Origin of the sequence: Paralcaligenes sp. KSB-10 (assembly GCF_021266465.1) — a bacterium.
Classification (GTDB): Bacteria; Pseudomonadota; Gammaproteobacteria; order Burkholderiales; family Burkholderiaceae_B.
The window spans coordinates 263,995-286,082 of the sequence record NZ_CP089848.1; the positions used below are offsets into that span (position 1 = coordinate 263,995).

The 22,088-nt window shown below is 57.6% G+C and carries 20 protein-coding genes; 9 read left to right on the forward strand and 11 right to left on the reverse strand.

Features of this window, described 5'->3' with window-relative positions; genetic code table 11:
* Positions 1-3: 3 nt before the first annotated feature.
* Positions 4-771 carry a GntR family transcriptional regulator gene (locus LSG25_RS01200; protein WP_232742910.1) on the reverse strand — a complete coding sequence of 256 codons (768 nt, stop codon included), beginning with the start codon at positions 769-771 and terminating at the stop codon, positions 4-6.
* Positions 772-781: 10 nt separating this feature from the next.
* Positions 782-1,750: a tripartite tricarboxylate transporter substrate binding protein gene (locus LSG25_RS01205; protein WP_232742911.1), complete on the reverse strand. Its 969-nt coding sequence runs from the start codon at positions 1,748-1,750 to the stop codon at positions 782-784.
* Between the two features lie 267 nt (positions 1,751-2,017).
* Between LSG25_RS01205 and LSG25_RS01210 the strand changes: the two genes are divergently transcribed.
* Positions 2,018-3,130 carry a tellurite resistance/C4-dicarboxylate transporter family protein gene (locus LSG25_RS01210; RefSeq protein ID WP_370635931.1) on the forward strand — a complete coding sequence of 371 codons (1,113 nt, stop codon included), beginning with the start codon at positions 2,018-2,020 and terminating at the stop codon, positions 3,128-3,130.
* 47 nt (positions 3,131-3,177) lie between these two features.
* On the opposite strand, the gene LSG25_RS01215 is transcribed toward LSG25_RS01210, so the two are convergent.
* The 6 genes from LSG25_RS01215 to LSG25_RS01240 all read right to left on the reverse strand — a co-directional run bounded on the left by LSG25_RS01215 (position 3,178) and on the right by LSG25_RS01240 (position 9,700).
* The gene (locus LSG25_RS01215) at positions 3,178-4,458 is read right to left on the reverse strand and encodes a TRAP transporter large permease (protein ID WP_232742912.1); all 1,281 of its coding nucleotides are present in this window, start codon (positions 4,456-4,458) and stop codon (positions 3,178-3,180) included.
* Complete coding sequence (locus tag LSG25_RS01220) at positions 4,455-5,003, reverse strand: TRAP transporter small permease (RefSeq protein WP_232742913.1); 549 nt, start codon at positions 5,001-5,003, stop codon at positions 4,455-4,457. Before LSG25_RS01220 ends, LSG25_RS01215 begins: the two co-directional genes overlap by 4 nt.
* A 38-nt stretch (positions 5,004-5,041) precedes the next feature.
* Positions 5,042-6,037, reverse strand: a complete 996-nt coding sequence (locus LSG25_RS01225; RefSeq protein WP_232744518.1) for a TRAP transporter substrate-binding protein — start codon at positions 6,035-6,037, stop codon at positions 5,042-5,044.
* 79 nt (positions 6,038-6,116) lie between these two features.
* Entirely contained in the window at positions 6,117-7,514 is a 1,398-nt protein-coding gene (locus LSG25_RS01230; protein ID WP_232742914.1) for a cytochrome c, read from the reverse strand.
* A 19-nt stretch (positions 7,515-7,533) separates the two neighbouring features.
* Positions 7,534-9,171, reverse strand: coding sequence for a GMC family oxidoreductase (locus LSG25_RS01235; RefSeq protein WP_232742915.1), 1,638 nt, complete (start codon positions 9,169-9,171; stop codon positions 7,534-7,536).
* Positions 9,172-9,181: 10 nt separating this feature from the next.
* Positions 9,182-9,700: a sorbitol dehydrogenase family protein gene (locus LSG25_RS01240; RefSeq protein ID WP_232742916.1), complete on the reverse strand. Its 519-nt coding sequence runs from the start codon at positions 9,698-9,700 to the stop codon at positions 9,182-9,184.
* Between the two features lie 160 nt (positions 9,701-9,860).
* Here LSG25_RS01240 and LSG25_RS01245 point away from each other — a divergent pair, with 160 nt between their 5' ends.
* Positions 9,861-10,310: a DUF2501 domain-containing protein gene (locus LSG25_RS01245; protein ID WP_370635932.1), complete on the forward strand. Its 450-nt coding sequence runs from the start codon at positions 9,861-9,863 to the stop codon at positions 10,308-10,310.
* A gap of 82 nt (positions 10,311-10,392) precedes the next feature.
* Here LSG25_RS01245 and LSG25_RS01250 read toward each other — a convergent pair whose 3' ends face one another.
* On the reverse strand, positions 10,393-11,595 hold the full coding sequence (locus tag LSG25_RS01250) for an ammonium transporter (RefSeq protein ID WP_232742917.1): 1,203 nt from the start codon (positions 11,593-11,595) through the stop codon (positions 10,393-10,395).
* A 331-nt stretch (positions 11,596-11,926) separates the two neighbouring features.
* On the opposite strand from LSG25_RS01250, the gene LSG25_RS01255 reads away from it, so the two are divergent.
* The gene (locus LSG25_RS01255; RefSeq protein ID WP_370635983.1) at positions 11,927-14,371 is read left to right on the forward strand and encodes a DUF3772 domain-containing protein; all 2,445 of its coding nucleotides are present in this window, start codon (positions 11,927-11,929) and stop codon (positions 14,369-14,371) included.
* Positions 14,372-14,404: 33 nt separating this feature from the next.
* Here the strand turns inward: LSG25_RS01255 and LSG25_RS01260 are convergent, their stop codons facing one another.
* The gene (locus tag LSG25_RS01260) at positions 14,405-14,953 is read right to left on the reverse strand and encodes a hemerythrin domain-containing protein (RefSeq protein WP_232742919.1); all 549 of its coding nucleotides are present in this window, start codon (positions 14,951-14,953) and stop codon (positions 14,405-14,407) included.
* Between the two features lie 57 nt (positions 14,954-15,010).
* A complete protein-coding gene (locus LSG25_RS01265; RefSeq protein WP_232742920.1) occupies positions 15,011-15,832 on the reverse strand; it encodes a ferritin-like domain-containing protein in 822 nt (273 codons plus the stop codon).
* A gap of 298 nt (positions 15,833-16,130) precedes the next feature.
* Here LSG25_RS01265 and LSG25_RS01270 point away from each other — a divergent pair, with 298 nt between their 5' ends.
* The 6 genes from LSG25_RS01270 (at position 16,131) to LSG25_RS01295 (ending at position 22,057) form a co-directional block, all read left to right on the forward strand.
* Entirely contained in the window at positions 16,131-17,030 is a 900-nt protein-coding gene (locus tag LSG25_RS01270) for a DMT family transporter (protein WP_232744520.1), read from the forward strand.
* A gap of 133 nt (positions 17,031-17,163) precedes the next feature.
* The gene (locus tag LSG25_RS01275) at positions 17,164-18,144 is read left to right on the forward strand and encodes a LysR family transcriptional regulator (RefSeq protein WP_255696615.1); all 981 of its coding nucleotides are present in this window, start codon (positions 17,164-17,166) and stop codon (positions 18,142-18,144) included.
* 46 nt (positions 18,145-18,190) lie between these two features.
* The gene (locus tag LSG25_RS01280; RefSeq protein ID WP_232742922.1) at positions 18,191-19,165 is read left to right on the forward strand and encodes an ABC transporter permease; all 975 of its coding nucleotides are present in this window, start codon (positions 18,191-18,193) and stop codon (positions 19,163-19,165) included.
* On the forward strand, positions 19,162-20,073 hold the full coding sequence (locus LSG25_RS01285; protein ID WP_232742923.1) for an ABC transporter permease: 912 nt from the start codon (positions 19,162-19,164) through the stop codon (positions 20,071-20,073). Before LSG25_RS01280 ends, LSG25_RS01285 begins: the two co-directional genes overlap by 4 nt.
* Positions 20,070-21,053: an ABC transporter ATP-binding protein gene (locus tag LSG25_RS01290; RefSeq protein WP_232742924.1), complete on the forward strand. Its 984-nt coding sequence runs from the start codon at positions 20,070-20,072 to the stop codon at positions 21,051-21,053. The genes LSG25_RS01285 and LSG25_RS01290 overlap by 4 nt, the downstream gene beginning before the upstream one ends.
* On the forward strand, positions 21,050-22,057 hold the full coding sequence (locus LSG25_RS01295; protein WP_232742925.1) for an ABC transporter ATP-binding protein: 1,008 nt from the start codon (positions 21,050-21,052) through the stop codon (positions 22,055-22,057). Before LSG25_RS01290 ends, LSG25_RS01295 begins: the two co-directional genes overlap by 4 nt.
* Positions 22,058-22,088: the final 31 nt, after the last annotated feature.

Here is a 22,088-nt window from a genome sequence, read left to right on the forward strand (position 1 = left end):
GCCTTACCGGCTTTCGTCCATGACCCATGAATCGTGCCCCTTCAGGTGTTTGTTGGACATAGTCATGCGGTATTCGAAACGGTTGGGGTTGTACGCGGCAATAAGATATTCGACAGGTGTATTGCTAGTGTCGCGTATGACGCGCCGGATGCATAGCAGCGGCGACCCGGTTTCAAGATCCAGCGCTTCGGCATGATGCACGTCGGCCAACTGGGCTGTTATCGACTGCTCGGCCGATGCCGGTTTTATCTTGAGTTTCTTGAAGATTGTTTGCATCGGCTGGCGGACCAGGTCGTCTTCCGAGAAGCGTCTGCCTATGTGCTCGGGCACATAGGTGAGCAGATAGGAAAACGGAGCTCCGTCATAGTCTCGAACCCTGATGGCTTTCTGCACTTTGGCATTGGCGGCAAGCTCCAGCCTGTTTTGCACATCGGGGTTGGGGGTTTCGTATGCGAACTCCAATAGCCGGGCCTGGCTGGTGGCGCCCATGCGATCCAGATGAGCGAGCAGCTTGTTGATATCCGCCGACAGGGGCTGCACCTTGACGCTATTGCCGACGGGGAACGTCCCCGACCCTTGACGACGTTCTATGAGCCCTTCGCGCTGCAGCAGTTCCAGGGACCGCCGGATCGTAAGCCTGGATACGCCATACCGCTCGGCCAGGGCGTTTTCGCCCGGCAGCGGCAGGTTATTGCGGAATTCGTAATTCTCGATGCCTTGTTTGAGCAGGCGGTAGATTCTGTAATAACGCGGCGTGGGATTCGAGATCATGAATGAGCATTCAGTCGACGCTTGCACCCGTAAACTTTACGACTTTTGCATAGCGCTTAATGTCCTGGGCAACAAATCGGGCCAGTTCGTCAGGCGTCATTGTAATGACGGAACCGCCTTCAGGGGTGATTAACTTTGTGAAGTCTTCATGCTTCGCACCGTCGACCACCGCCGCGTTCAGTTGTTTGATCCTGGCTTGGGGAATGCCTGCCGGGCCGAACATGCCGAACCATGCCTTGGATGAAAAGCCTTTTATGGTGTTCGAGATGGGAGGCGCCTTGGGGAACTGCGGCATGGCTTGCAGGCTGGTTACGCCCAGGTACTTTACCCTGCCCGAATTCAGGAACGGCAGAACATTCACGGCGCTGGCGAACATCAGGTCGACTTGTCCACCCAGCAAATCCTGGAGTGCGGGCGCTGTTCCTTTGTAGGGCACGTTCAGGCCCTTGATGCCGGCTTCCATTTCGAAGCTGGCCGTGGCCATATGCAAGGAGGAACCCACGCCGCCGATCGCAAAGGAATATTTTCCGGGCGATGCCTTGGCCAGCTTTATCACGCCGGCGACGTCGTCGGCGGGGAAATCTTTGCGGGCTACCAGCACGCTGGGCACCTGGGCCAGCATGCTGATGGGGCTGAAGTCTTTTTCGGGGTCGAACGGCAAATGCTTGTAGAGGCTTGCATTGACCGAAAAGCTGCTGTAGCTGACCAGCAGGGTATTGCCGTCCTTGGCGGCGCGGGCAACGAACTCGGCGGCTATATTTCCGCCGGCACCGGGCTTGTTGTCGACAATGACCGTCTGCTTGAGCGTTTTCGCCATTTCCTTGGCGATTCCGCGTGCCACACGATCGGTCGTTCCGCCTGGCGAGGCTCCGACAACCAGTACCAGCGGCTTGCCGTCGGCGCGGGCGGAAATTGAAAAGGGCAGCGCCAGCGCCAGTGTTAATCCGATTGCGCCAAGACGAAATATTCTGTTGTGCATTATTAGATTCTCCTTTCCCTGGATGAGTGGTGATGTTTTTCGGCTGGGTAAATCATATACTTGTATTGATATCAGTACAAATTTCTTTTGGCTTCATTATTTTTTGGATTCATTTATGTGTACCAATGGCCAGGACAAATACCGGCTGTTTCCATCGATGCATGAACCTGAACGCGGCGGGCAAGGGCGTAGAATTATCCGTAGATTAATAATACGAACCTGGGTAAGCACTGTCGATGCCGATTCAAGCTGCCCAGGCACCGGACCATGACTACGCCTTTTCCTGATCACGATGCTGAGCCGACCCGCATGCAGGTTCGCATCCGCTACTCCCATCTGGGTGTGCTGGCCGCCTTGTCGCCGGCTTATTTCGGCATGGTCATGGCAACGGGGATTGTCTCCCTGGCGGCCAATCAACTGGCCATGACCACCCTGGCGCATGGCTTGTTCTGGCTGAATATCGTTCTTTACGGCGTGCTATGGGTACTTACCGTTGTGCGCGCGATCCGTTATCCGCGGCTGTTCTTTGGCGATATGTTCGATCATTTGCAGGGGTGGGGGTTTTTTACGTCCGTAGCGGCCTCGGGCATTCTTGGAACGCAGTTCGTAGTGCTGGCCCGCAATGACGCCGTGGCCTGGGTGCTGTGGGTGACAGCTGTCGTGCTTTGGATTGGCCTGACCTACATAATTTTTACCGCGCTCTTTATAAAAACGCACAAACCCGCCTTGAAGCGTGGGATCAACGGCGGCTGGCTACTGGCGGTGGTGGCCGCTCAATCGATAGCGGCATTAAGCGTCTTGCTGGCAGATCATCTTGGCCATCCCTACAAGCTTGAAATGAATTTCTTTGCGCTATCGATGTGGCTGTGGGGCGGCATGCTCTACATCTGGATGGTGTCGCTGATTTTCTATCGCGATACTTTTTTCCGGTTCGCCCCCGATGACCTGGTGCCTCCCTACTGGATCAATATGGGTGCCATGGCGATTTCGTCTCTGGTGGGTGCCTTGTTGATCATCAATGCCCCGGGCGCGCCTTATCTGGCGTCGCTTTTGCCGTTCATCAAGGGGTTCACCATTTTTTATTGGGCTACCGGCACCTGGTGGATACCGCTGCTGGTTGTGCTTGAGTTATGGCGCCATGTGTACAAGCATTTTCCAGTGCAATACGATGCGCTTTACTGGGGGGCTGTTTTTCCCCTGGGCATGTATGCGGCCAGCACCTATCAAATGGACGTCGCCATGGGATTTGGTTTTATGGCGATCGTGGGTAGGATTTTTCTGTATATGGCGCTGGTGGCGTGGGTAACAACGTTCCTGGCCTGGCTGGTCAAGTTATGGCGCTGGTTGTGCGTCCGGTCCGTCGGACAGCAGCAAAAATAATTATGTGATTGGCCTGGAGCCTCTGGCTTTATCTTATGCGAATGCGGTCAGGAAAAACCCAGATTCGGCAGCCATAGCGAAATGATTGGCACGTAGGTGACCAGGATCAGAAAGGCCAGCAATACAGTCAGCCAGGGCATGGCCGCGCGCACTACTTGCCCTATGGACATCTTGGTGATTCCGGCTGTCACAAACAGGTTTAATCCTATGGGCGGCGTTACCATGCCGATTTCCAGATTCACCACAATAATGATGCCCAGGTGTACGGGATCTATGCCGAGTTTCGTGGCGATGGGAAACAGGATGGGGGCCAGAATCAGGATGATGCCGGTGGGTTCCATGAAGGCTCCCGCGATCAGCAGCAAAATGTTGACGACAATCAGGAACTCCCAGGCAGGCATGTTCCAGGCCACGATCTGCTCGGCAATCATTTGTGGAATGCGTTCGGTGGTGAGTACATGTGCGAACAGCAGGGCGTTGGCGATGATGAACATGAGCATCACCGTAACTTTGGCGGCGTCGACCAGCACTGATGGAACTTGGCGCATGCCTATGTCGCGGTAGACGAAGACAGCCACAATGAATGCATAAATCGCGGCTACCGCCGCTGCTTCCGTGGGTGTGAAAATTCCGCCATAGATGCCGCCGAGAATGATGATGATCAGCATCAGGCCCCAGAACGAATCGCGGCCGGCAATCATGACTTCTTTGATGTTGGCGCGTGGCTGGCGCGGTAGGTTTTTGACGCGTGCGACGACGTAGATCACGACCATCAAGAGCAGTCCGAGCATAAGCCCGGGCACCACGCCGGCCATGAAAAGCTTGCCTACAGAGGTTTCCGTTGCGGCGCCATACACCACCATGACTATGGATGGTGGGATCAGGATACCCAGTGTGCCGGCGTTGCAAATGACGCCGGCCGCAAAGGACTGCGGATAGCCGGAACGAACCATGCCGGCTATCACGATCGAGCCGACGGCAACCACGGTGGCCGGCGAAGAACCCGAAACCGCGGCAAACAGCACGCACGCCAGAACCGACGCGATGGCCAATCCGCCATGCAGATGGCCTACTGCGGCGACGGCGAATCGGATCATGCGCTTGGCTACGCCCCCGGTGGTCATGAACGCGCCCGCGAGAATGAAGAAAGGGATCGCCATGAGCGTGAAATGTTCGGACGTTTCGAACATCTTGAGCGACATCGACGCCAGCGAGTCGTGGCCGAATACCAGGATTGTAAGTATGGACGACAAACCTAGCGCGATGGCGACAGGCATGCCCATGAACATGAAGACGAACAGCATCACAAACAGGGCGCCGGTGGTCATTTTTCTTCCTGTGTCGAGGAACCGCCGGTGTCGGATCGGTATTTCAGCGCATCTTCGACTTCGTCACCCAGAAGATGAGCCTCTTTGCCGCGCAGCAAGCCGATTAATACCCCGGCGAACCGGATGAACAGTAATGCAAAGCCGATAGGCAATACCAGGCGCGGGACCCATTGCGGAATGGGCATATCCTGCGCCATGATGCCGACTTCATAGATCTTGTCGACATAAATCCAGCCTCCTACAAAAACAATACCCGCATAAGCCAGGCATAGGGCGCAGGCCACGATGGCGACCCGGTGCGCTATCCTGGCTGGCAGGATTTTTACCAATGCATCGACGCCGATATGAGCTCCGACACGCACGCCATACGACATTCCGATGAAAATCAGAGCTCCAAAAAGATAGGTCGTAAGCTCGAGGGCCCAGACGAAACTGTAGTTGAACACATAGCGTGCCACCACTTGCCCGAAAGTAATAAGCGTCATGGCGGCAAGAAGAAGGGCGATCAGCCCCTCTTCCAGCCGATCGAGCCGGGCTGGTTTCATGAAGTCTTTCCGAATGTCGTAATCGGGTTTGCCAGGATTTACTGGTTGGATTTAAGCGCAGCCTGGATCAGCTCGGGCCCGATGGGGCCTTCGAATTTTTTCCAGACAGGCTCCATGGCGGCGCGCCATGCGGCGACGTCTTCTTTGCTGAGAGTTTGTATCTTGGCCTTATGAGCATCGGCGATACGCTGGCGATCACGTTCGTTGAGGTCGGCCGCCATTTTGTTGGCGTATGCCGTGGCCTCTTTCATGGCTTCTTCCAGCCCGGTGCGTACGTCGTCGGGCAAACCTTTCCACCATTTGGCGTTGGTGACCACCATGTAATCGATCACGCCGTGGTTGGTGTTGGCAATGGTTTTTTGCACTTCATGGAACTTTTGCGAGTAAATATTGGACCAGGTGTTTTCCTGGCCATCGACCACGCCGGTTTGGAGGGCTTGGTAGACTTCGCTGAATGCAAGTTTTTGCGGATTGGCGCCGAGCTGGCGGAATTGTGCCTCGAGTACGTCGGAAGCCTGGATGCGGAATTTCAGGCCTTTCACATCTTCAGGGCGAGTCAGCTTGTCTTTATTGGTGGATAGCTGTTTCATGCCGTTGTGCCAATAGGCCAGGCCCTTAATGCCTTTGCTGATCATTGTGTTGAGCATGGCTTTGCCTTCGGGGCTGCTCTGGAAACGATCGACTGCATCCATATCGTTAAAGAGGAAGGGCAGATCGAATAACTGCACTTTCTTGGTATAGCGGTCGAATTTGGATAGCGATGGTGCGATGATTTGCACATCGCCCAGCAGGAGCGCTTCCATTTCCTTGGCGTCGCCGAACAGCTGCGAATTAGGGAATACTTCTACCTTGACCTTGCCAGGCAGGAGCTTTTCGGCGATTTCCTTGAATTTGATGGCCCCCTGGCCTTTGGGGGTGGCGTCAGCGACTACGTGGCTGAACTTGATGATAATGGGTTGCTGAGCGAGCGCCGACGCCGAAACGGCCAGTGCGATGGTTGCGCCCAAGGCAGCAAAAAGCCGCGAGGTTTTCATCTCCATGATTGTCTCCCTGATGTTTTTATATCTATTGTGTAGGGAGAATGTACCGACGATGCACGGGTCTGTCAAACATTCATGCCATTTTCCTGCGTCGGCGCGCGCTGAATACGAAAAGGCCGGCAATCAAAAGGCCGGCAAGGATCAGGCCGGCACGCGCGTACCAGATCAAATGGGAGGGCTCGCCGCCAGCTCTCAGGGTTTTCACCTGATCGACGGTGACATGGGCGCCAGGGTTGCCGTAGCGTTGAGTCAGGTACGTTCCAAGCGTTGCGATTTGGATATCGGACAATTGCGCCCTGAAGCCGGGCATGAGTACATCCGCAGCGTCAGGGTTTCGTGCTATTCCGTCAAGCAGCACCATGACCAGATTGTTGGTGTTGGTCCTGCCTAGCGCAGTGTTGTGGAATAGCGCCGGCAGGCCGCCGTCCGGGCTACCCTGGCCGCGTGCCTGGTGGCAGCTCGCGCAATTGGCGTCATAGAGTTGCGGGCCGGTCATTGCGTCGAGGTCCTTGGGCAGGGGTACGCCGCGTATGCTGTTCAAGTCATCGCCCGCCGTGCCCCAGGCATAGGCCGGACGGGTGTCCGCGGCATCGTGCAATGGAGGAACTGTCTTCAGGTATGCGGCGATGGCGCTCAGATCGGCGTTGTTGAGGTGACGCAGGCTGTGGTCGATGGCCTCGGCCATGGGGCCGGCTGCTTGGCCCTTGCTGCCTGCATGGCCGGATTGAAGGTAGTCGATGACTTCTTGCGCGGTCCAGCCGCCGATTCCGCTGTTTTTATCTGAAGTGATATTGGGTGCGTGCCAGGTGCCGACGTCGCCGCCGCCCAGGGTGCGCGAAAAATCTTCCGCCATCAGCATATTGCGCGGCGTATGGCAGGTGCTGCAATGCGTTAACCCTTCAGCCAGATAGGCGCCGCGATTCCATAGCTCCCCTTTGTCCGCTTGGGGCTTGAACGGCTTGTCGTCGAGAAACAATAAATTCCATGCGGCCATCGACAAACGGATGCTGAAGGGAAATGGCAGGTTCGTTGCGGCAGGGGAGGCATCGACCGGTGCCACCCCGTGCATAAAGTAGGCGTACATCGCCTTGATGTCGTCGTCCGTGACTTTGGCGTAAGAGGTATAAGGCATCGCTGGATACAGATGTTGGCCGTCGGCGCGCACGCCCTGGCGCAAGGCAGCGGCGAACTGCTCAAGCGTATAGTTGCCGATACCGTTTGCTTTTGAAGGCGTGATATTGGTTGATATGATGTCGCCCACCGGTGTGGGCACCACCAGCCCTCCCGCGAACGGTTTGCCACCGGCCGCCGTGTGGCAGGCTATGCAGTCGCCCGCCGTTGCCAGATACTGGCCACGCTGAATCAATTCGGTGTTGGTGGTATCGGCCGTCGCCGCGGCGTATACGTTCAGACTCGCCAGTGCCATCACGGCAGCGGCCAGATCAAATTGCAGGCATGTCATTAATTTCATTGAGGCCTACCTTTGCGGGTCAGGATTTCGACGCGGACGTATTCGGCGAGGGCTTGTTTTCCGCAGCCCCGAGTATGTGTTTTGCAGTACGCAATGCCAGGGCCAAGCCGGTCATGGTCGAGTTGCAGGTCGCCGCGGTCGGCATGATGCCGGTACTGGCGATGAAAAGATTTTCGTGATCATGCGTGCGCCCGTAGCTGTCGACCACCGAGGTTTTGGGGTCCATGCCCATGCTCATGGTGCCGGTAATATGCTGGTTGTTGGCGAAGCTGCCTTCTTTGCTGTAGCGTAAATTAGTGCCTCCCATCAGCTCGGCAATGCGCGCGAAATCCTTCCCGGATACCTCGGCCCCTTTGCGCGTGTAGTTGTCGATCGAGTAGTGCGCCTCGGGTTTTGGAATGCCCATGGCGTCTTTTTCGGCGCTGATCGTGATGCGGTTTTCCGGATGAGGCAAAACTTCCAGTACGTTTTTCAGGCTCATCTCGAAGGCTGCGCTGTGACGCAGCCGTTTTTCCAGTTCAATGCCGTACACGCCTGCGTCGATCAGAGCCTGCGTGGCGCCCAGCACCCGCGAAATATTGGTGAAGTCCAGACGATAGGCCGAGTATTCGGAACGGAATGCGCCGTCGCGCATGGTATTGATGGAGTTCGGGCTTTGCGGGCCGCGCCCAAGCCATAGTTCTTCGTCGGCGTCGAAGGTTATCGACGTGCTGGGATGGTCCATCAGATGACGGCCCACCATGTCGGAACTATTGGCCAGGCCTTTGGGGTATTTGTCGCTGGTCGATATCAACAGGAGCTTTGGGCTTTCGATTCCATTTGCGGCCAGAATAAAGGTCTTGCCCGTGACGCGATGGGAAGTCTTGTTGGGATCGTAATAATGAACCGCCGCTATGCGGCCCTGCGGATCGGGTTCGATCTTGTAGACTACCGCATTCGGAATCAATTGCGCGCCTGCGGCGTGGGCATCGGCGGCCGCAATGCCGCCATGATACTGGGCGTCGATCGGGCAGATAGGCTGGCAGCTGTTGTTGCCGCAACAGGCCGGGCGGCCGTCGTAGGTCCGGCTGTTGCGTGCGGTGGTGTTGCCCACGACTTCGTAGCCGCCCGGTGCAAGCCGTTCGCGAATGCGACGCATGGCCCACGTTTCGGCAACGGGCTCCATCGGGAACGGTTTGCTGCGCGGCGAGCCGGTATTCGGCAAGCCCGAAACCCCCATGATGTCCTCGGCCTCCTGGTAAAAAGGGTCCAGCTCTTCGTAGCTGATTGGCCAGTCCACGCCAACCCCATACAGGCTGTGGATGCGCAGATCGTTCGGCACCACGCGCCATGCCTGTGCCGCCCAATGCCAGGTAGTGCCGCCGACCTGGCGTATGTACTCGGCCGGATAGGGATACGGGCCGGCCTGCACCAGATAGCCGTTGTCTTTGGGCTGGTAGATTGGGTGCGGCGCCCAGGGCGACGGCGGATAAGGGGACATCCAGTCACCCTTGCGCGGGGAATTGCGGAAACGGCCTACGATTTCGCCTCGGGTGACGGGCGGCCCCGCCTCGAGAATAATGACCGAGGCGCCTTGCTTCAGGAACTTGAGTGCCGCCAATGAACCTATGATTCCCGAACCGATTACGACAAAGTCAGCGGACAACTGTTCCGGCATCCTGGACTCCTCAGTTTGGTTTTCTTGCCCAGCTTCCGTATGCGCCATATGCATAGGTGGGCGGCTTCAGAACATCTTCGACGACCACGGCGTTCAACGCGGTTTCGTACGCAATGCAACGCGCGCCCTCGCCTTCACCGACTATGCCCAAAAACCAGGCGGAAACGATTTTGCGCGGCAGAGGCGCCAGCCTTGAGTGTTCCGTATCCAGTGTCTTCTGCAATTGCATGGGAGCGATCTTCTGTTCGTTGATCTGCTTGAGCAGTGCGCTGACCGCAGCGGGAAAGTTGGGATCGTCGGCGACAAGAGCGTCATAGAGGCGCCTGGCCAGAACAGTATCAAGCGATTGGCGGCCGGCCAGTATGGCCGAGACGGCTAGAAACGCGCCTTGATTGTCGTTGACGATTGCTTGGGCTGTTGCCCATGGGATAAGCGACGCGGTATAAGCCGAAAGCAGACTTGCCAACAAACGCCGCCGGCCGGGATTGGGGAAGGCCGGGTTTTCCACTGCCTGGTTCAGATCGTTCATGGTAATGAATGCCTGTTTTAAGGTGGGAAGTTTTACCTGTCTGGGTATCTTACGCCTGTTGCTTCCGTCCGCAAGCATTTTCACGGCGTCTTGTCGGCCGGACATTCGAAAAGGAACTATAGTGGGATTTGGCTTTATTTGATCGAAGGGGGAGCTTATTATGAACTGCACTTATCGCACCATGGCTATGGGCATTTTGCTTGCGGCGCTATTGCCCGTCGGAGCCGCGCATGCGCAGCTCGGTGATTTGCTGAAGAAAGGAATGACTGAGGGGCAGTCGGGCGGTCTGGGAAATCTGGGTGGTGCGGGCAGCATGCTGTCGGGCCAGTCTCTGGGCACGGGCAATATCAACAATATCGCCGGTGTGCTGGAATATTGCATCAAGAACAATTATCTCAGCGGCAATGGCGTGTCTTCGGTCAAGGACTCGCTGATGGGGAAGCTTGGCGGCGGGTCCGCCCCGTCCAGTAGCGGCTTTAGCGATGGGGCCAGGGGCATCCTGCACAGCGGCGATGGCAAGTCGCTTGATTTGAGCGGCAGCGGCCTGAAGGCGGCTGCCACCAAGCAAGTCTGCGATACGGTTCTATCCTCAGCAAAATCCATGTTGTGAGTTCATGGTGGAACATGGCCAAACCGCATTGCGTGTCATCGTGCGGCAAGAGGATGACGGCAATGCCTGGGCTGGGGAGCGATTACCAGCTGGTTTCGCGCTCTGTCGTTGACGTTATTTTGTGAATCGACAAATCGGCGCCTTCGAATTCCTGTTCGGGCTCAAGGCGGATGCCCACGAATTTTTTCAAGCCGCCATAGACCAAGGTTCCGCCAATCAATGCCACGGCGATACCGAGCAGGGTGCCGATCAGTTGCGATATAAAAGACACGCCGCCTATTCCGCCCATCGCCTTGTATCCGAAAATGCCCGCGGCGAGCCCGCCCCAGGCACCGCACAGGCCATGCAAAGGCCAGACCCCAAGCACATCGTCGATCTTCCATTTGTTTTGCGTCAAGGTAAACATCCAGACGAAAATGCCGCCGGCGATTGCGCCGGTCAGAAGCGCACCCAGCGGATGCATCAGATCGGATCCCGCGCAGATTGCAATCAGGCCAGCCAGCGGACCGTTGTGTATGAAGCCGGGATCGTTTTTGCCCAGCACCAGTGCTGCCAGCGTGCCGCCCGCCATGGCCATCAGTGAGTTCATGGCGACCAGGCCATTCATCTTGTCCAGGGTTTGCGCACTCATGACATTGAAGCCGAACCAGCCAACGGTAAGTATCCACGCTCCCAAGGCGAGAAAAGGGATATTCGACGGAGGGTGCGCCGCGATGGCGCCGCTTTTTGAATAACGGCCGCGCCGCGCGCCAAGCAGCAATACCGCCGGCAAAGCGATCCAGCCGCCCACGGCATGTACCACGACCGACCCCGCAAAATCATGGAACGGGGCGGAGAAGGCCGATTGCAGCCAAGCCTGGATGCCGAAATGATGGTTCCAGACTATGCCTTCAAAAAACGGGTAGATCAGGCCAACCAGTATTGCGGTTGCAAACAATTGCGGATAGAACTTTGCGCGTTCCGCCATGCCACCGGAAATAATGGCCGGAATGGCGGCCGCGAATGTTAGTAAAAAGAAAAACTTGACCAGTTCGAAACCGTTTCTTTCCGCCAGGACGGCCGCGCCGCTATAGAACGAGACACCGTAGGCAACATAATAGCCAACGAAGAAATAGGCGATTGTGGAAACGGCAAAATCGGACAGAATTTTCACCAGTGCATTGACCTGGTTTTTTTTGCGTACGGTTCCCAGTTCCAGAAAAGCAAAGCCCGCGTGCATGGCGAGGATCATTATCGCGCCGAGCAGTATGAACAAAGCATCGGCACCATTTTTGTGACTGTCCACGCTCATCGACTCCCTGTAGTTGTGCAAGTAGGACTTCAGTTTTTTATGCGGAAATGTATTTTTGAAAAATTATTTTACGGGCGCTTGATTTACGAATGGTTGAATTTACCGGCTGATTGCGGTCAGAATGAAATAAAAGCGGTTTTGCACCGATATTGTGCGAATAATGCTCCAGAATGGGGCGATTCCGTGCCGATTCGGGCGATTGACCGTGGTGGATTGGTTCTTCATGTAATAACCCGTTAATCGTCCGCTCGCGTCATAATAATGAACCTTAATGCCGAGCATAAAAATGAACGCGCTGTCATCACTTGTTCGTCCGGTCTTCTCGATGCGAGCCCGCTTTTTCCTTCGTAGTTTGCTTGGCAGCCTGGCATTTTTCGGATTGATGGCATTTTCGACCGCCCCCGCCTACGCTCAATCGGGCGATGCCAAGGGCAGTGGCGCAGCGGCTGTCGATGTCGGTGCCGTTCTGGATGGTGCGCGTGCGCAGATCGACAGAGTACAGAAAAGCCTGAAAGACCCGCTCGATGACGCGGAGCTGGTTCAATTGCGTGCGGCCGTGCTGGATGCGCAAACCAAGGCCAAGGCGGCGGCGGCCTCGATCGAGCCGCAACTCACCAGCGTGCAAGCCCGCCTGGCCGAGCTGGGTGAGCCGGCCGCCGGTGCGCCCGAGGCACCAGATGTGGCGGCGCAGCGTACCCAGTTAAGCAAAGGCAGCAGCAAGCTCGACTCACAGCTCAAATTGGCTCGCCTCCTTACTGTCGAGGCCGACCAGGCCACCGAGCAAATCCAGACGTTGCGGCGATCGCAGTTTCAGGCTCGCCTGGGTGAACGCACCACATCGGTTCTGGCACAGCCTTTCTGGACCGAACTGGTGGCGGAGTGGCCCAGAGATGCGCGCCGCCTGACACCGCTGGGCGCAGAACTGGCGGAGCTTGCCGGATCGGCTCCCACCGGGGTGTGGGTGGGTGTGTTGCTGGCTATCGTTGTTGTATTGGGATTGCGACTATGGGCGGGACGCCTGCTCATGCAACTGACCACTTCGCGTGTGCCGCCGGGGCGGCTGAGACGCTCGCTATACGCGGCCGTGCAGGTCCTGCTGGCGGTGGCCGTGCCAGGCTTGATTACCGGTCTGCTGCGCGTCGGCATTGACTGGACGGGTAGCCCGTCCGATTCATTGGCGGCCCTGTTCGGCTGGCTGATTGGCCTGGTGTGTTTCGGGGGGCTGGTGGCTGGCCTGGGGCAGGCGTTGCTGGCGGCCGACCGTCCGTCATGGCGGCTGCCGCCCATGCTGGATACGGTGGCGCTGGGTCTGCGCTGGATTCCCTTGGCGCTGGCTGTGGTGATTGTCGTGGGCTGGTCGGTGCAGCACCTGGCGGCCCTGGTCAATGCCAGTCTGATTACGACTGTGGCGTTCGATTGTGTCATTGGGCTTCTGATCAACGCAACAGTGGGCGCCGGACTGATCCGCGCCAGCCGTTTGCGCAAGCAGTTTTTGCAAAAGCCTGAAAAGAGCGAGGTGCTGGCCAATCCCCTGTGGCTCACGGCCCTGGTCAGCCTGACCTGGCTGGCGCTGGCGGTCAGCGTTGTCTGTTTGCTCGTGGGATACGTGGCATTTGGCAGCTTTGTTGCCAGGCAAGTAATCTGGATCGCCACGGTGCTGAGTTCGGCTTATTTGCTGACTGTGCTGATCGAAGACGGCTGCACAAGCCTTCTGGCCGCCGTGAAACGCAATGCCGGCGATGAGAACGCGGTGCGGCCGATGACCCGTGCACGCAGCCAGGCGGTGGTGTTGCTTTCTGGTCTGGGCCGCCTGGTGGTCGTGTTGTTTACCCTGATGTTGTTGCTGGTGCCGCTCGGCGAAGGGCCTTCCGAATGGCTTAGTCGCGCCGATCAGTTGTATACCGGCATTTCGATCGGCGAAGCCCAGATTCGTCCGACAGCCGTGTTGCTGGCGATACTGGTTCTGGTTTTTGGTTTCGGAAGCGTGAAGGTGCTGCAGCGCTGGCTGGTCGGCCGATATCTGCCCACGACCAGCCTCGATCCCGGCATGCGGGTGTCGGCGGCCACTTTGTCCGGCTACGCGGGCTATGTGCTGATTGTTGCGCTGGCCTTGTCGGCGGCGGGTATCGGATTGGAGCGTGTCGCCTGGATTGCCAGCGCATTATCGGTCGGTATAGGTTTCGGGCTACAGGCGGTAGTGCAGAATTTCGTTTCCGGTCTGATATTGCTGGCCGAGCGGCCCGTCAAAGTAGGCGATTGGGTGTCGCTGGGCGGAATCGAAGGCGATATTCGCCGCATCAATGTACGAGCCACTGAAATTCAGATGGGCGATCGTTCCACGGTAATTGTGCCCAACTCCGAATTCATTACCAAGATTGTGCGGAACGTCACTCATGCAAACCCGATCGGCCGGGTGCAGATAAAACTGCCCATGCCGGTGACTACCGATGCGGAGCTGGCGCGTGGCCTGATACTCGCCGCGTTTCACGACCATGCCGAGGTTCTGGAACAGCCGGCACCCAATGTGCTGCTGGAAGGCATAGAGGCGCAGGGCCTGATGTTCAGCGCTACAGGCTATGTGGGTTCGCCGCGCTCGGCCTCCGGAGTGCGCAGCGATTTGCTGTTCGATGTGTTGAAACGCTTGCGGGACGCGGGGCTGTCACTGTCGAACCCTCCCACGATGTTGCTGGCGGAAGCCGCGCGGCCCAGCCTGCCGGCCAGCAGCGCCGTTACGCTGCCCGCATCCGACCCCGCTGCGCCGGGCCTGTGAAAAAAAGCCGCGCCCGGGGCCGGCCTTCAATGGCTATACCGCTGGGATGCCGCGCCGCTCGCGCATGGCGCGGCCGATATGCGTCAGGTCGTCGTCGCTGAGCAGTCGCGCGGCCATGGGCAGGAGTTCGTCTTCTTCACGTTGCAAATGGCGCTCATACAGATCGGCGAATGCCTCGACCTCGCTGTGGGGCAGCGTGGCCGGCACGCCCGCCGCCACTTGTTCGAGTATTTTCCGCAAGCGCTGCCAACTGGCCTCCAGCGTACGGTGGTCGGCGCTTAATCCTTCGGTCAGGTTGCGCAGGCAGACCGCGTCGGAACCGGCCATCGATTCAATCAGCGCGGGAAAGAGATCTTTTTCCTCGTCGGCATGATGCTGCAGTGCCGACGTATCAAAATAGCGCATCACGGCCGCGGCCGCATGGCGGGCCTCTTCGTCGGTGCCGTGATCGGCGAGATGCACGGCCAGGCGCTTCAAGGTCGAACACTGGCGTTCAATGCGTATATGACAGGCCGCCAGCATTTCCAGAGGAGCCTCGGGGCCGGCAGCCGGGGACGAAAAACCGGGGAAAACCGTAGTCATGGTGTCAGGCTCGCAGTATGAAAGATGGGTATGACATAAGGGGTATTGCGTCCGATACTACATCAGCCGCCTGGCTATCCATGTCAGGGAAGGGTGTATCAAGCGTGTGACTGCTCCGGGCAGATGCAATGGCTTGAGCAGCATTTTGGCGGTCATGGCAACAGGATAGTGCTGTCGGGTTTGTTCGCGCAACCGGGCGCGCAAGGCTCGAAACGCTGCTTTGTCTGTGCTTTTCTGAGTTTGGCTGGCGATAAAGACATGCCATAAAGCGCAGTCCGCGTCGTCGTTGCGGGCTTCCAGCACCCGCCTCTTGAGGGCTCCCAGGATCTGCAGGCGCCGGGGCGATTCGCTGGCGCTATACATGCCGAAATATCCGTAGAAGTGTTTGTAATGGTTGATTTCGTCGGCCCGGATGTGTGCGGCAATGCCTGACAATATTGGTTCGGAGGCTTGTGTGGCCAGGGCCTGATAAAACGTCGCCGTCCCGGTTTCGACCACGCATCGGGCAACCATTTCAAGGCTGCGGGTCGACTCCAGCGCGTCAACGGTGCAGCGGCGCGAATAATCGGCGAAAAAATCGGCATATGCATGTTCCCAGTCGAACTCCGGCCATACGTGGCGCACGTATTCCCGCAGAACGCGGCCATGTCGCACTTCTTCGTTTTTCCAGGTGTTTTGCAGCCAGTCGACAACGTCGTCGCTGCCGCTGAAATACTGTATCAGGTTATCGGCGTAGAGATCCGTGGCAATCTCGACAAACGATGCGGCAGCGGTCAGATAAAACAGATCTTCCTGGGCCCTGGCTTGCGCCAGGTCTATGGTGGCGAAGGGAACCTGATCAAGATTCCAGAACGGCGGTGATATGGTGTGTTCTTGCATTGCTGAGCATCCCGTTGTTCATTATGGTTATGTGCGTACTACTCCTCCGATGTCTGTTCTGTTCATTGTATGCCTTATGGCGTTGCTGCCGGGCCCCGGCGCTCGGTAAAAAGTTGTATTCGGCCGTGGCCATTTATGTTTGCTGCATGAGGCGCGGAAATGTCCGGCATTTGAATAGCGCCGATTTCCCGGCGGCGCCGATCGCCGTACAATTTGTGCCTGACATCGGGCAGCCGCCACAGCGGGGCGTGTGCATTATTGGAAAACGACGAATTTGACGAATTACACCCCCGGCCGGATGGCGGCCTATGGCTGCCTTGCCCTGAGCATGTCTTTGGTTGGCTCTTACGTTGCCCTGTCCAAGCCCCTTGCGGCCGCCATTCCGGTCTTCTTGCTGGCGTGGCTGCGGTTCGGCATAGGAGGGCTTGCCATGCTGCGCTGGCTGCGCAAGCCGAGCGCCGAGCCGGCGATGACGTGGCAAACCCGGAAACTGGTGTTTCTGGAGTCTTTTCTTGGCAATTTTCTGTTCACGATCTGCATGATTTACGGAGTGACCATGACAAGCGCCGTGTCCGCCGGCGTCATCATGTCGGCCATACCGGCCATGGTCGCGCTGATGAGCTGGATGGTTCTCAAGGAGCATATTGGTGCGCGGGTGTGGGCGGCCGTGGCCTGCGGGGCATTGGGCATAGGGCTGCTGTCGCTGGCCAAGGGGAGTGGCGTTGCCGATCAGTTGCAGACGACCGGGCCGGCGTGGCTGGGCAATCTGCTGATATTCGGCGCTGTTCTCTGCGAGGCGTCCTATGCCGTGATCGGCAAAAAGCTGACTGCCGTGCTAAGCCCCAAGCGCATTAGCGCCGTCATCAATTTATGGGGATTCGCGCTGATGACTCCGATGGGCATCTATGTGGCGCTGGACTTCGATTTTGCCTCCGTAAGAATGGATATATGGCTGTTACTGATGTTCTATGCCTTGGCCGCAAGTGTCTGGACCGTCTGGTTATGGATGACGGGGCTTAAATCCGTTCCTGCGTCCCAGGCAGGAGTGTTTACCGTCATGCTGCCGATCAGCGCCGCCCTGGTGGGGGTATTGATTCTTGGCGAGACGTTGAGCGGCGTTCAGATCATGGCTTTTGCCCTGGCGTTGACGGGCTTGCTGCTGGCCACCACTGCGGCAAAGCGGCCCGCGGCGCCTTGAATGGCCGCCCGAGCGGCGGATTCCGGCAAGCGGCATAACCTCATAAGCAATTAGTAGTTTTCTAAAAAGGCCATTTATCTTAGAATTAAATAATTGATAGCCTTATTTGCGTAAAACGCATATTATAAAAATAATGGATCTGCGCCAACTGGAAGCTTTCGCCGCGGTAATGTCTGCTGGTAGCCTGACGGCTGCAGGGCAACTGCTGGGGCGTTCTCAATCGGCCATAAGCCGGCTGGTCCAGGATCTGGAAACGGAAATCGGGTACATACTGTTCACCCGCAGCCGGCCATGCGTGACGCCTTCGGAAAAAGGCTTGCTGTTTTACGAGGAAGTGCAACGCACGCTAAGCGGCTTGCAGCAGATCCGGATCCGTTCAGAAGAAATCGGCCGCGGCGAAAACCGCCCTGTGCGAATTGCCGCCACCGCCGCCCTGGCGTCGGGATTGCTGCCGCACGCGCTAAAACAGATGCACGACGCAAAAGAGGCAGACTTGCCCGGGCGCTTGTGGGTGCAAAGCCTGATGCCGGAGCATGTGGTTAAAAGCGTCGTCAATGGCCGGGTCGATGTCGGTATTACCAGCTTGCCCATTCAGAGCCACGGCACGCATATCCATTGGATCGCCGAAGTTTCCTGCGTCATTGCGCTGGCCAAGGGGCACCCCCTGGCCAGGCATAAAATCATTTCCCTGGCGTCGCTGGGCGACACACCCATTATTACCATGGCCGACCCGTTCCGCCTCAAGCATCGCCTGGATCAGGCCCTGGCTGAAAAGGAAATACACCCGTCGCGAACCATCGAAACGAATTCGACCCTGAACGCACTGACACTGGTGCGCAGCAATATGGGTATTTCCATCATCGAACCCGTTACCATTCTGGGCGGCTCCATGGATGACGTGGTGATCCGGCCGATTGATACCCATATTCCCTATTTGTTCGGCGCCATCACGGCTCGCGGCCAGGTATCCAGCGATTATGTGAAAGACCTGGTGGAGAGCCTGAAAAAACAGGCTCATTTGCGCTTGGCGAACTTGATCGAGCATGATCCTCAAGACCTGACGGCGGCGCTTGGTTCCTTGTACAGCTTGCCGGAGACACAAGGCGAAACATGATCATTCCGAGTTTGGATTTTCCTGACGGCCCAGTGAGCGTGCCAGCATGATATTTTGGCTATTGAAGCGCGTGGCGCAGGCTGTCGTCGTGGTTCTGGTGATGACGCTGATCGTATTCATAGGCCTGCACGCGATAGGCAATCCCATCGATACCCTGATCGGCCAGGATGTCGACCAGGTGGATCGTGCCCGCATCATTGCGCAGCTGGGGCTGGATCAGCCCCTGTGGCGGCAATATGTCTCGTTCCTGGCAAGTGCCATGCATGGCAACCTGGGCAACAGCTTTGTCTATAACGAACCCGCCATCAAACTCATCATGCAGCGCCTGCCCGCCACGCTGGAACTGGCCATTGCGGCGCTGCTGATCGCCGTTGTGGTGGGTTTGCCGGTGGGGCTGCTGGCGGGCCTGAAACCCAAGCATCCTTTGTCCAAAGCCGTCATGGCGGGAAGCATACTGGGTTTTTCCCTGCCCACATTCTGGGTGGGCCTGATGCTGATCATGGCATTCAGCGTGACCCTGGGCTGGCTGCCGGCCAGCGGGCGCGGGCAGACCGTGGAGTTTCTGGGGGCGCAATGGTCGTTCCTGACCTGGGATGGCTTGAAGCACATGCTTCTGCCCGCCCTCAATCTTTCCCTGTTCAAGATTTCTCTGGTAATACGCCTGACCAGCGCCGGCGTACGTGAAACGCTGCCGCTGGATTATATAAAATTCGCCCGCGCCAAAGGCTTGTCTCCGTTGCGAATTATCGGCGTTCATGTACTGCGCAATATTCTTATACCCCTGGTTACGGTATTGGGCCTGGAACTGGGCTCGACCATTGCCTTTGCCGTGGTGACGGAAAGCATTTTTTCTTGGCCTGGCGCAGGCAAGCTGATTCTGGACAGCATCAATGCGCTGGACAGGCCCGTGATTGTCGGCTACCTGATTGTCATAGTCTGTCTTTTCATTAGCTTGAATCTGATTGTCGATATTTTGTACCGCCTACTCGATCCGCGCGTTCGTCTGGAAAAACTGGCATGAGCACCGCATCGCACGCTTCCGCACCCGTCAAGCTGGAATCCCCCTGGGCCCGGTATCTGGCTGATTTCTTCTCGTCGAAAAGCGCGGTACTGGGCCTGGTCGTCGGCCTATTGCTCATTGCCGCCGCCATCTGCGCGCCCTGGATCACCCCGCAAAACCCGTACGACCTGACACAGATCAGCATTCTGGATGCCCGGCTTGCTCCCGGCACCGCCAGCGACATGGGCACGTTTTCCTATTGGCTGGGCTCGGACGGGCAGGGGCGCGATCTGTTTTCAGCCATTTTGTACGGCTTGCGCATCAGCCTGATGGTGGGTGTGGGCTCCGCCGTCATTGCCGGCATCATCGGCACAGTACTGGGATTGATGGCGGCTTACTTCGGCGGCAAAACCGATACCCTGATCATGCGCCTGGTTGATCTGCTGCTTTCATTTCCGTCTATTCTGGTGGCCATGATGATCCTGGCCTATTTGGGTAAAAGTGTCGGCAACGTCATTCTGACCCTGGTGATTCTGGAGTGGGCCTATTACGCCCGGGCGGCGCGCGGGCAGGCGCTGGTCGAGCGCCAGCGCGAATACGTGGAGGCAGCTCGGTGCCTGGCCATCCCCCAGTGGCGCATTGTCTTGAAGCATATATTGCCGAATTGCCTGCCGCCTCTGATTGTCATTGGAACTCTGCAAGTGGCGCGCGCCATTACGCTGGAGGCAACCCTCAGCTTTCTTGGGCTGGGAGTGCCGGTTACCGAACCTTCGCTGGGCCTGCTGATTGCCAATGGCTACCAATACATGCTGTCGGGCCAATACTGGATCAGCTTCTACCCCGGCATTGCTTTATTGGTGACTATTGTCTGCCTGAATCTGGTGGGGGACCGTTTGCGGGACGTATTCAATCCAAGGCTGCAGAAATGAGCGCGGAAATACTTCTGGATGTGCGTGGTTTGCGCACCCATTTTTTTACTCGTGCGGGCGCGGTGGCGGCGGTCGACGATGTGTCCTTCCAATTGGAGCGCGGCAGAATTCTCGGCCTGGTGGGCGAGTCCGGTTCCGGCAAATCGGTAACCGGATTCTCGATCATGGGGCTGGTCGACGAACCCGGGCGCATCGTGGCGGGGGAAATCCTGTTCAATGGGCAGGATTTGACCCGTCTTCCGGAAAAGCAGCTGCAGCATATACGCGGCAATCGCATCGCCATGATTTTCCAGGATCCGATGATGACATTGAATCCTGTATTGCGCGTGGATGTGCAGATGATTGAAACCGTGCAGGCGCACAGCAAGGTCGGCAAAGCGCAGGCGCGCGAGCTCGCCCGGGACACGCTGGGGATGATGGGGATTTCAAGTCCCGAAGAACGCCTGATGGCGTATCCGCATCAATTGTCCGGTGGCATGCGCCAGCGCGTGGCCATCGCCATTGCCTTGCTGCATAAGCCTGAACTGATTATTGCCGACGAGCCCACGACCGCACTGGATGTGACTATTCAAGGCCAGATTCTGTCGGAAGTCCAGAACCTGACTCGACGCAACGGAACCGCGCTGATCTGGATTACGCATGATCTGTCGGTGGTGGCGGGCCTGGCCGACGAGATAGCCGTGATGTATGCCGGACGCATTGTTGAACAGGGATCAGTCGCCGAAGTGCTGGATCATTCTTTGCATCCCTATACCTTGGGGCTGCTCAATAGCCTGCCCAGCAACAACCGGCACGGACAGCGTCTGAATCAAATTCCGGGCATGACACCGGATTTGCTGGCTTTGCCCGCCGGATGCGCCTTTTCCAATCGTTGCGCGCGCAGGACCGAGGCCTGTGGCCAGCCTCCGGCATTGACGACTTTTTCCAGGGGCCGCGCGGTTCGCTGTTTTCACCCCAGCTCGCATGAGGTGGGCGCATGACCTCGCCCGTTCCTCTGATCGAACTGCGCGGTGTCAGCCATCGCTTTGGCGAGCAGCCCGCGGGAGTTGTCAAACGCGCGCTGATGCGGGCCGGACTGGCCGACGAGCCCTCGGTCACCCATGCGGTCGATGGCGTTGACCTGGCCATCCGTCCTGGCGAAGTGGTCGGCCTGGTGGGCGAGTCCGGCTGCGGCAAGTCGACGCTTGGGCGCATTGCGGCCGGCCTGCTCAAGCCCAGCGAGGGAACGCTGAAAATCAACGGTGTGGCGCCGCAAGCCATGAATGCGCAGGACGCCAGGCAAGCCCGCCTGAAAATCCAGATGATTTTCCAGGATCCTTATGCCAGCCTTAACCCGCGCATGCGCGTGGCCGAAATTATCGGTGAAGCGGCGCGCATACACGGACTGGTTTCCGCTGGAGAACTGGATGCGTATGTATGCTCGCAGCTTGAACGGGCAGGCCTGGACCCAGCCCTGCGCGGGCGTTATCCCCATCAGTTCAGCGGAGGGCAGCGCCAGCGCATCGGTATTGCCCGTGCTTTGGCCGTTAATCCCGACATGCTGGTATGCGACGAGGCCGTGGCGGCGCTCGATGTATCGATCCAGGCGCAGATTCTGAATCTGTTCATGGATTTGCGTGAACAATTAAAGCTGACGTACCTGTTCATCAGCCATGATCTGGGCGTGGTGGAACATTTGTCCGATCGCGTGGTTGTCATGTACCTGGGCCGTATTGTAGAGACGGCATCGGTACAGGAGATCTTTCAGAAGCCCGCGCATCCCTATACCCAAGCCTTGCTCGACGAGGTGCCGCGCATAGACGTGCGGGGTAAAACCTATACGGCAATCAAGGGGGAGATTCCCAGCCCTCTGGCGCCTCCGTCGGGATGCCATTTCCACCCCCGCTGTCCTTACGCCATGGAGCGATGCAAGATCGAAGTGCCCATACTGAAAGGCATAGGGGCGAATCACCTGAGTGCCTGTCATCTCAACGACAACAACTGATCTGTTTTAACGTCTTATTTTTGGAGAAGCC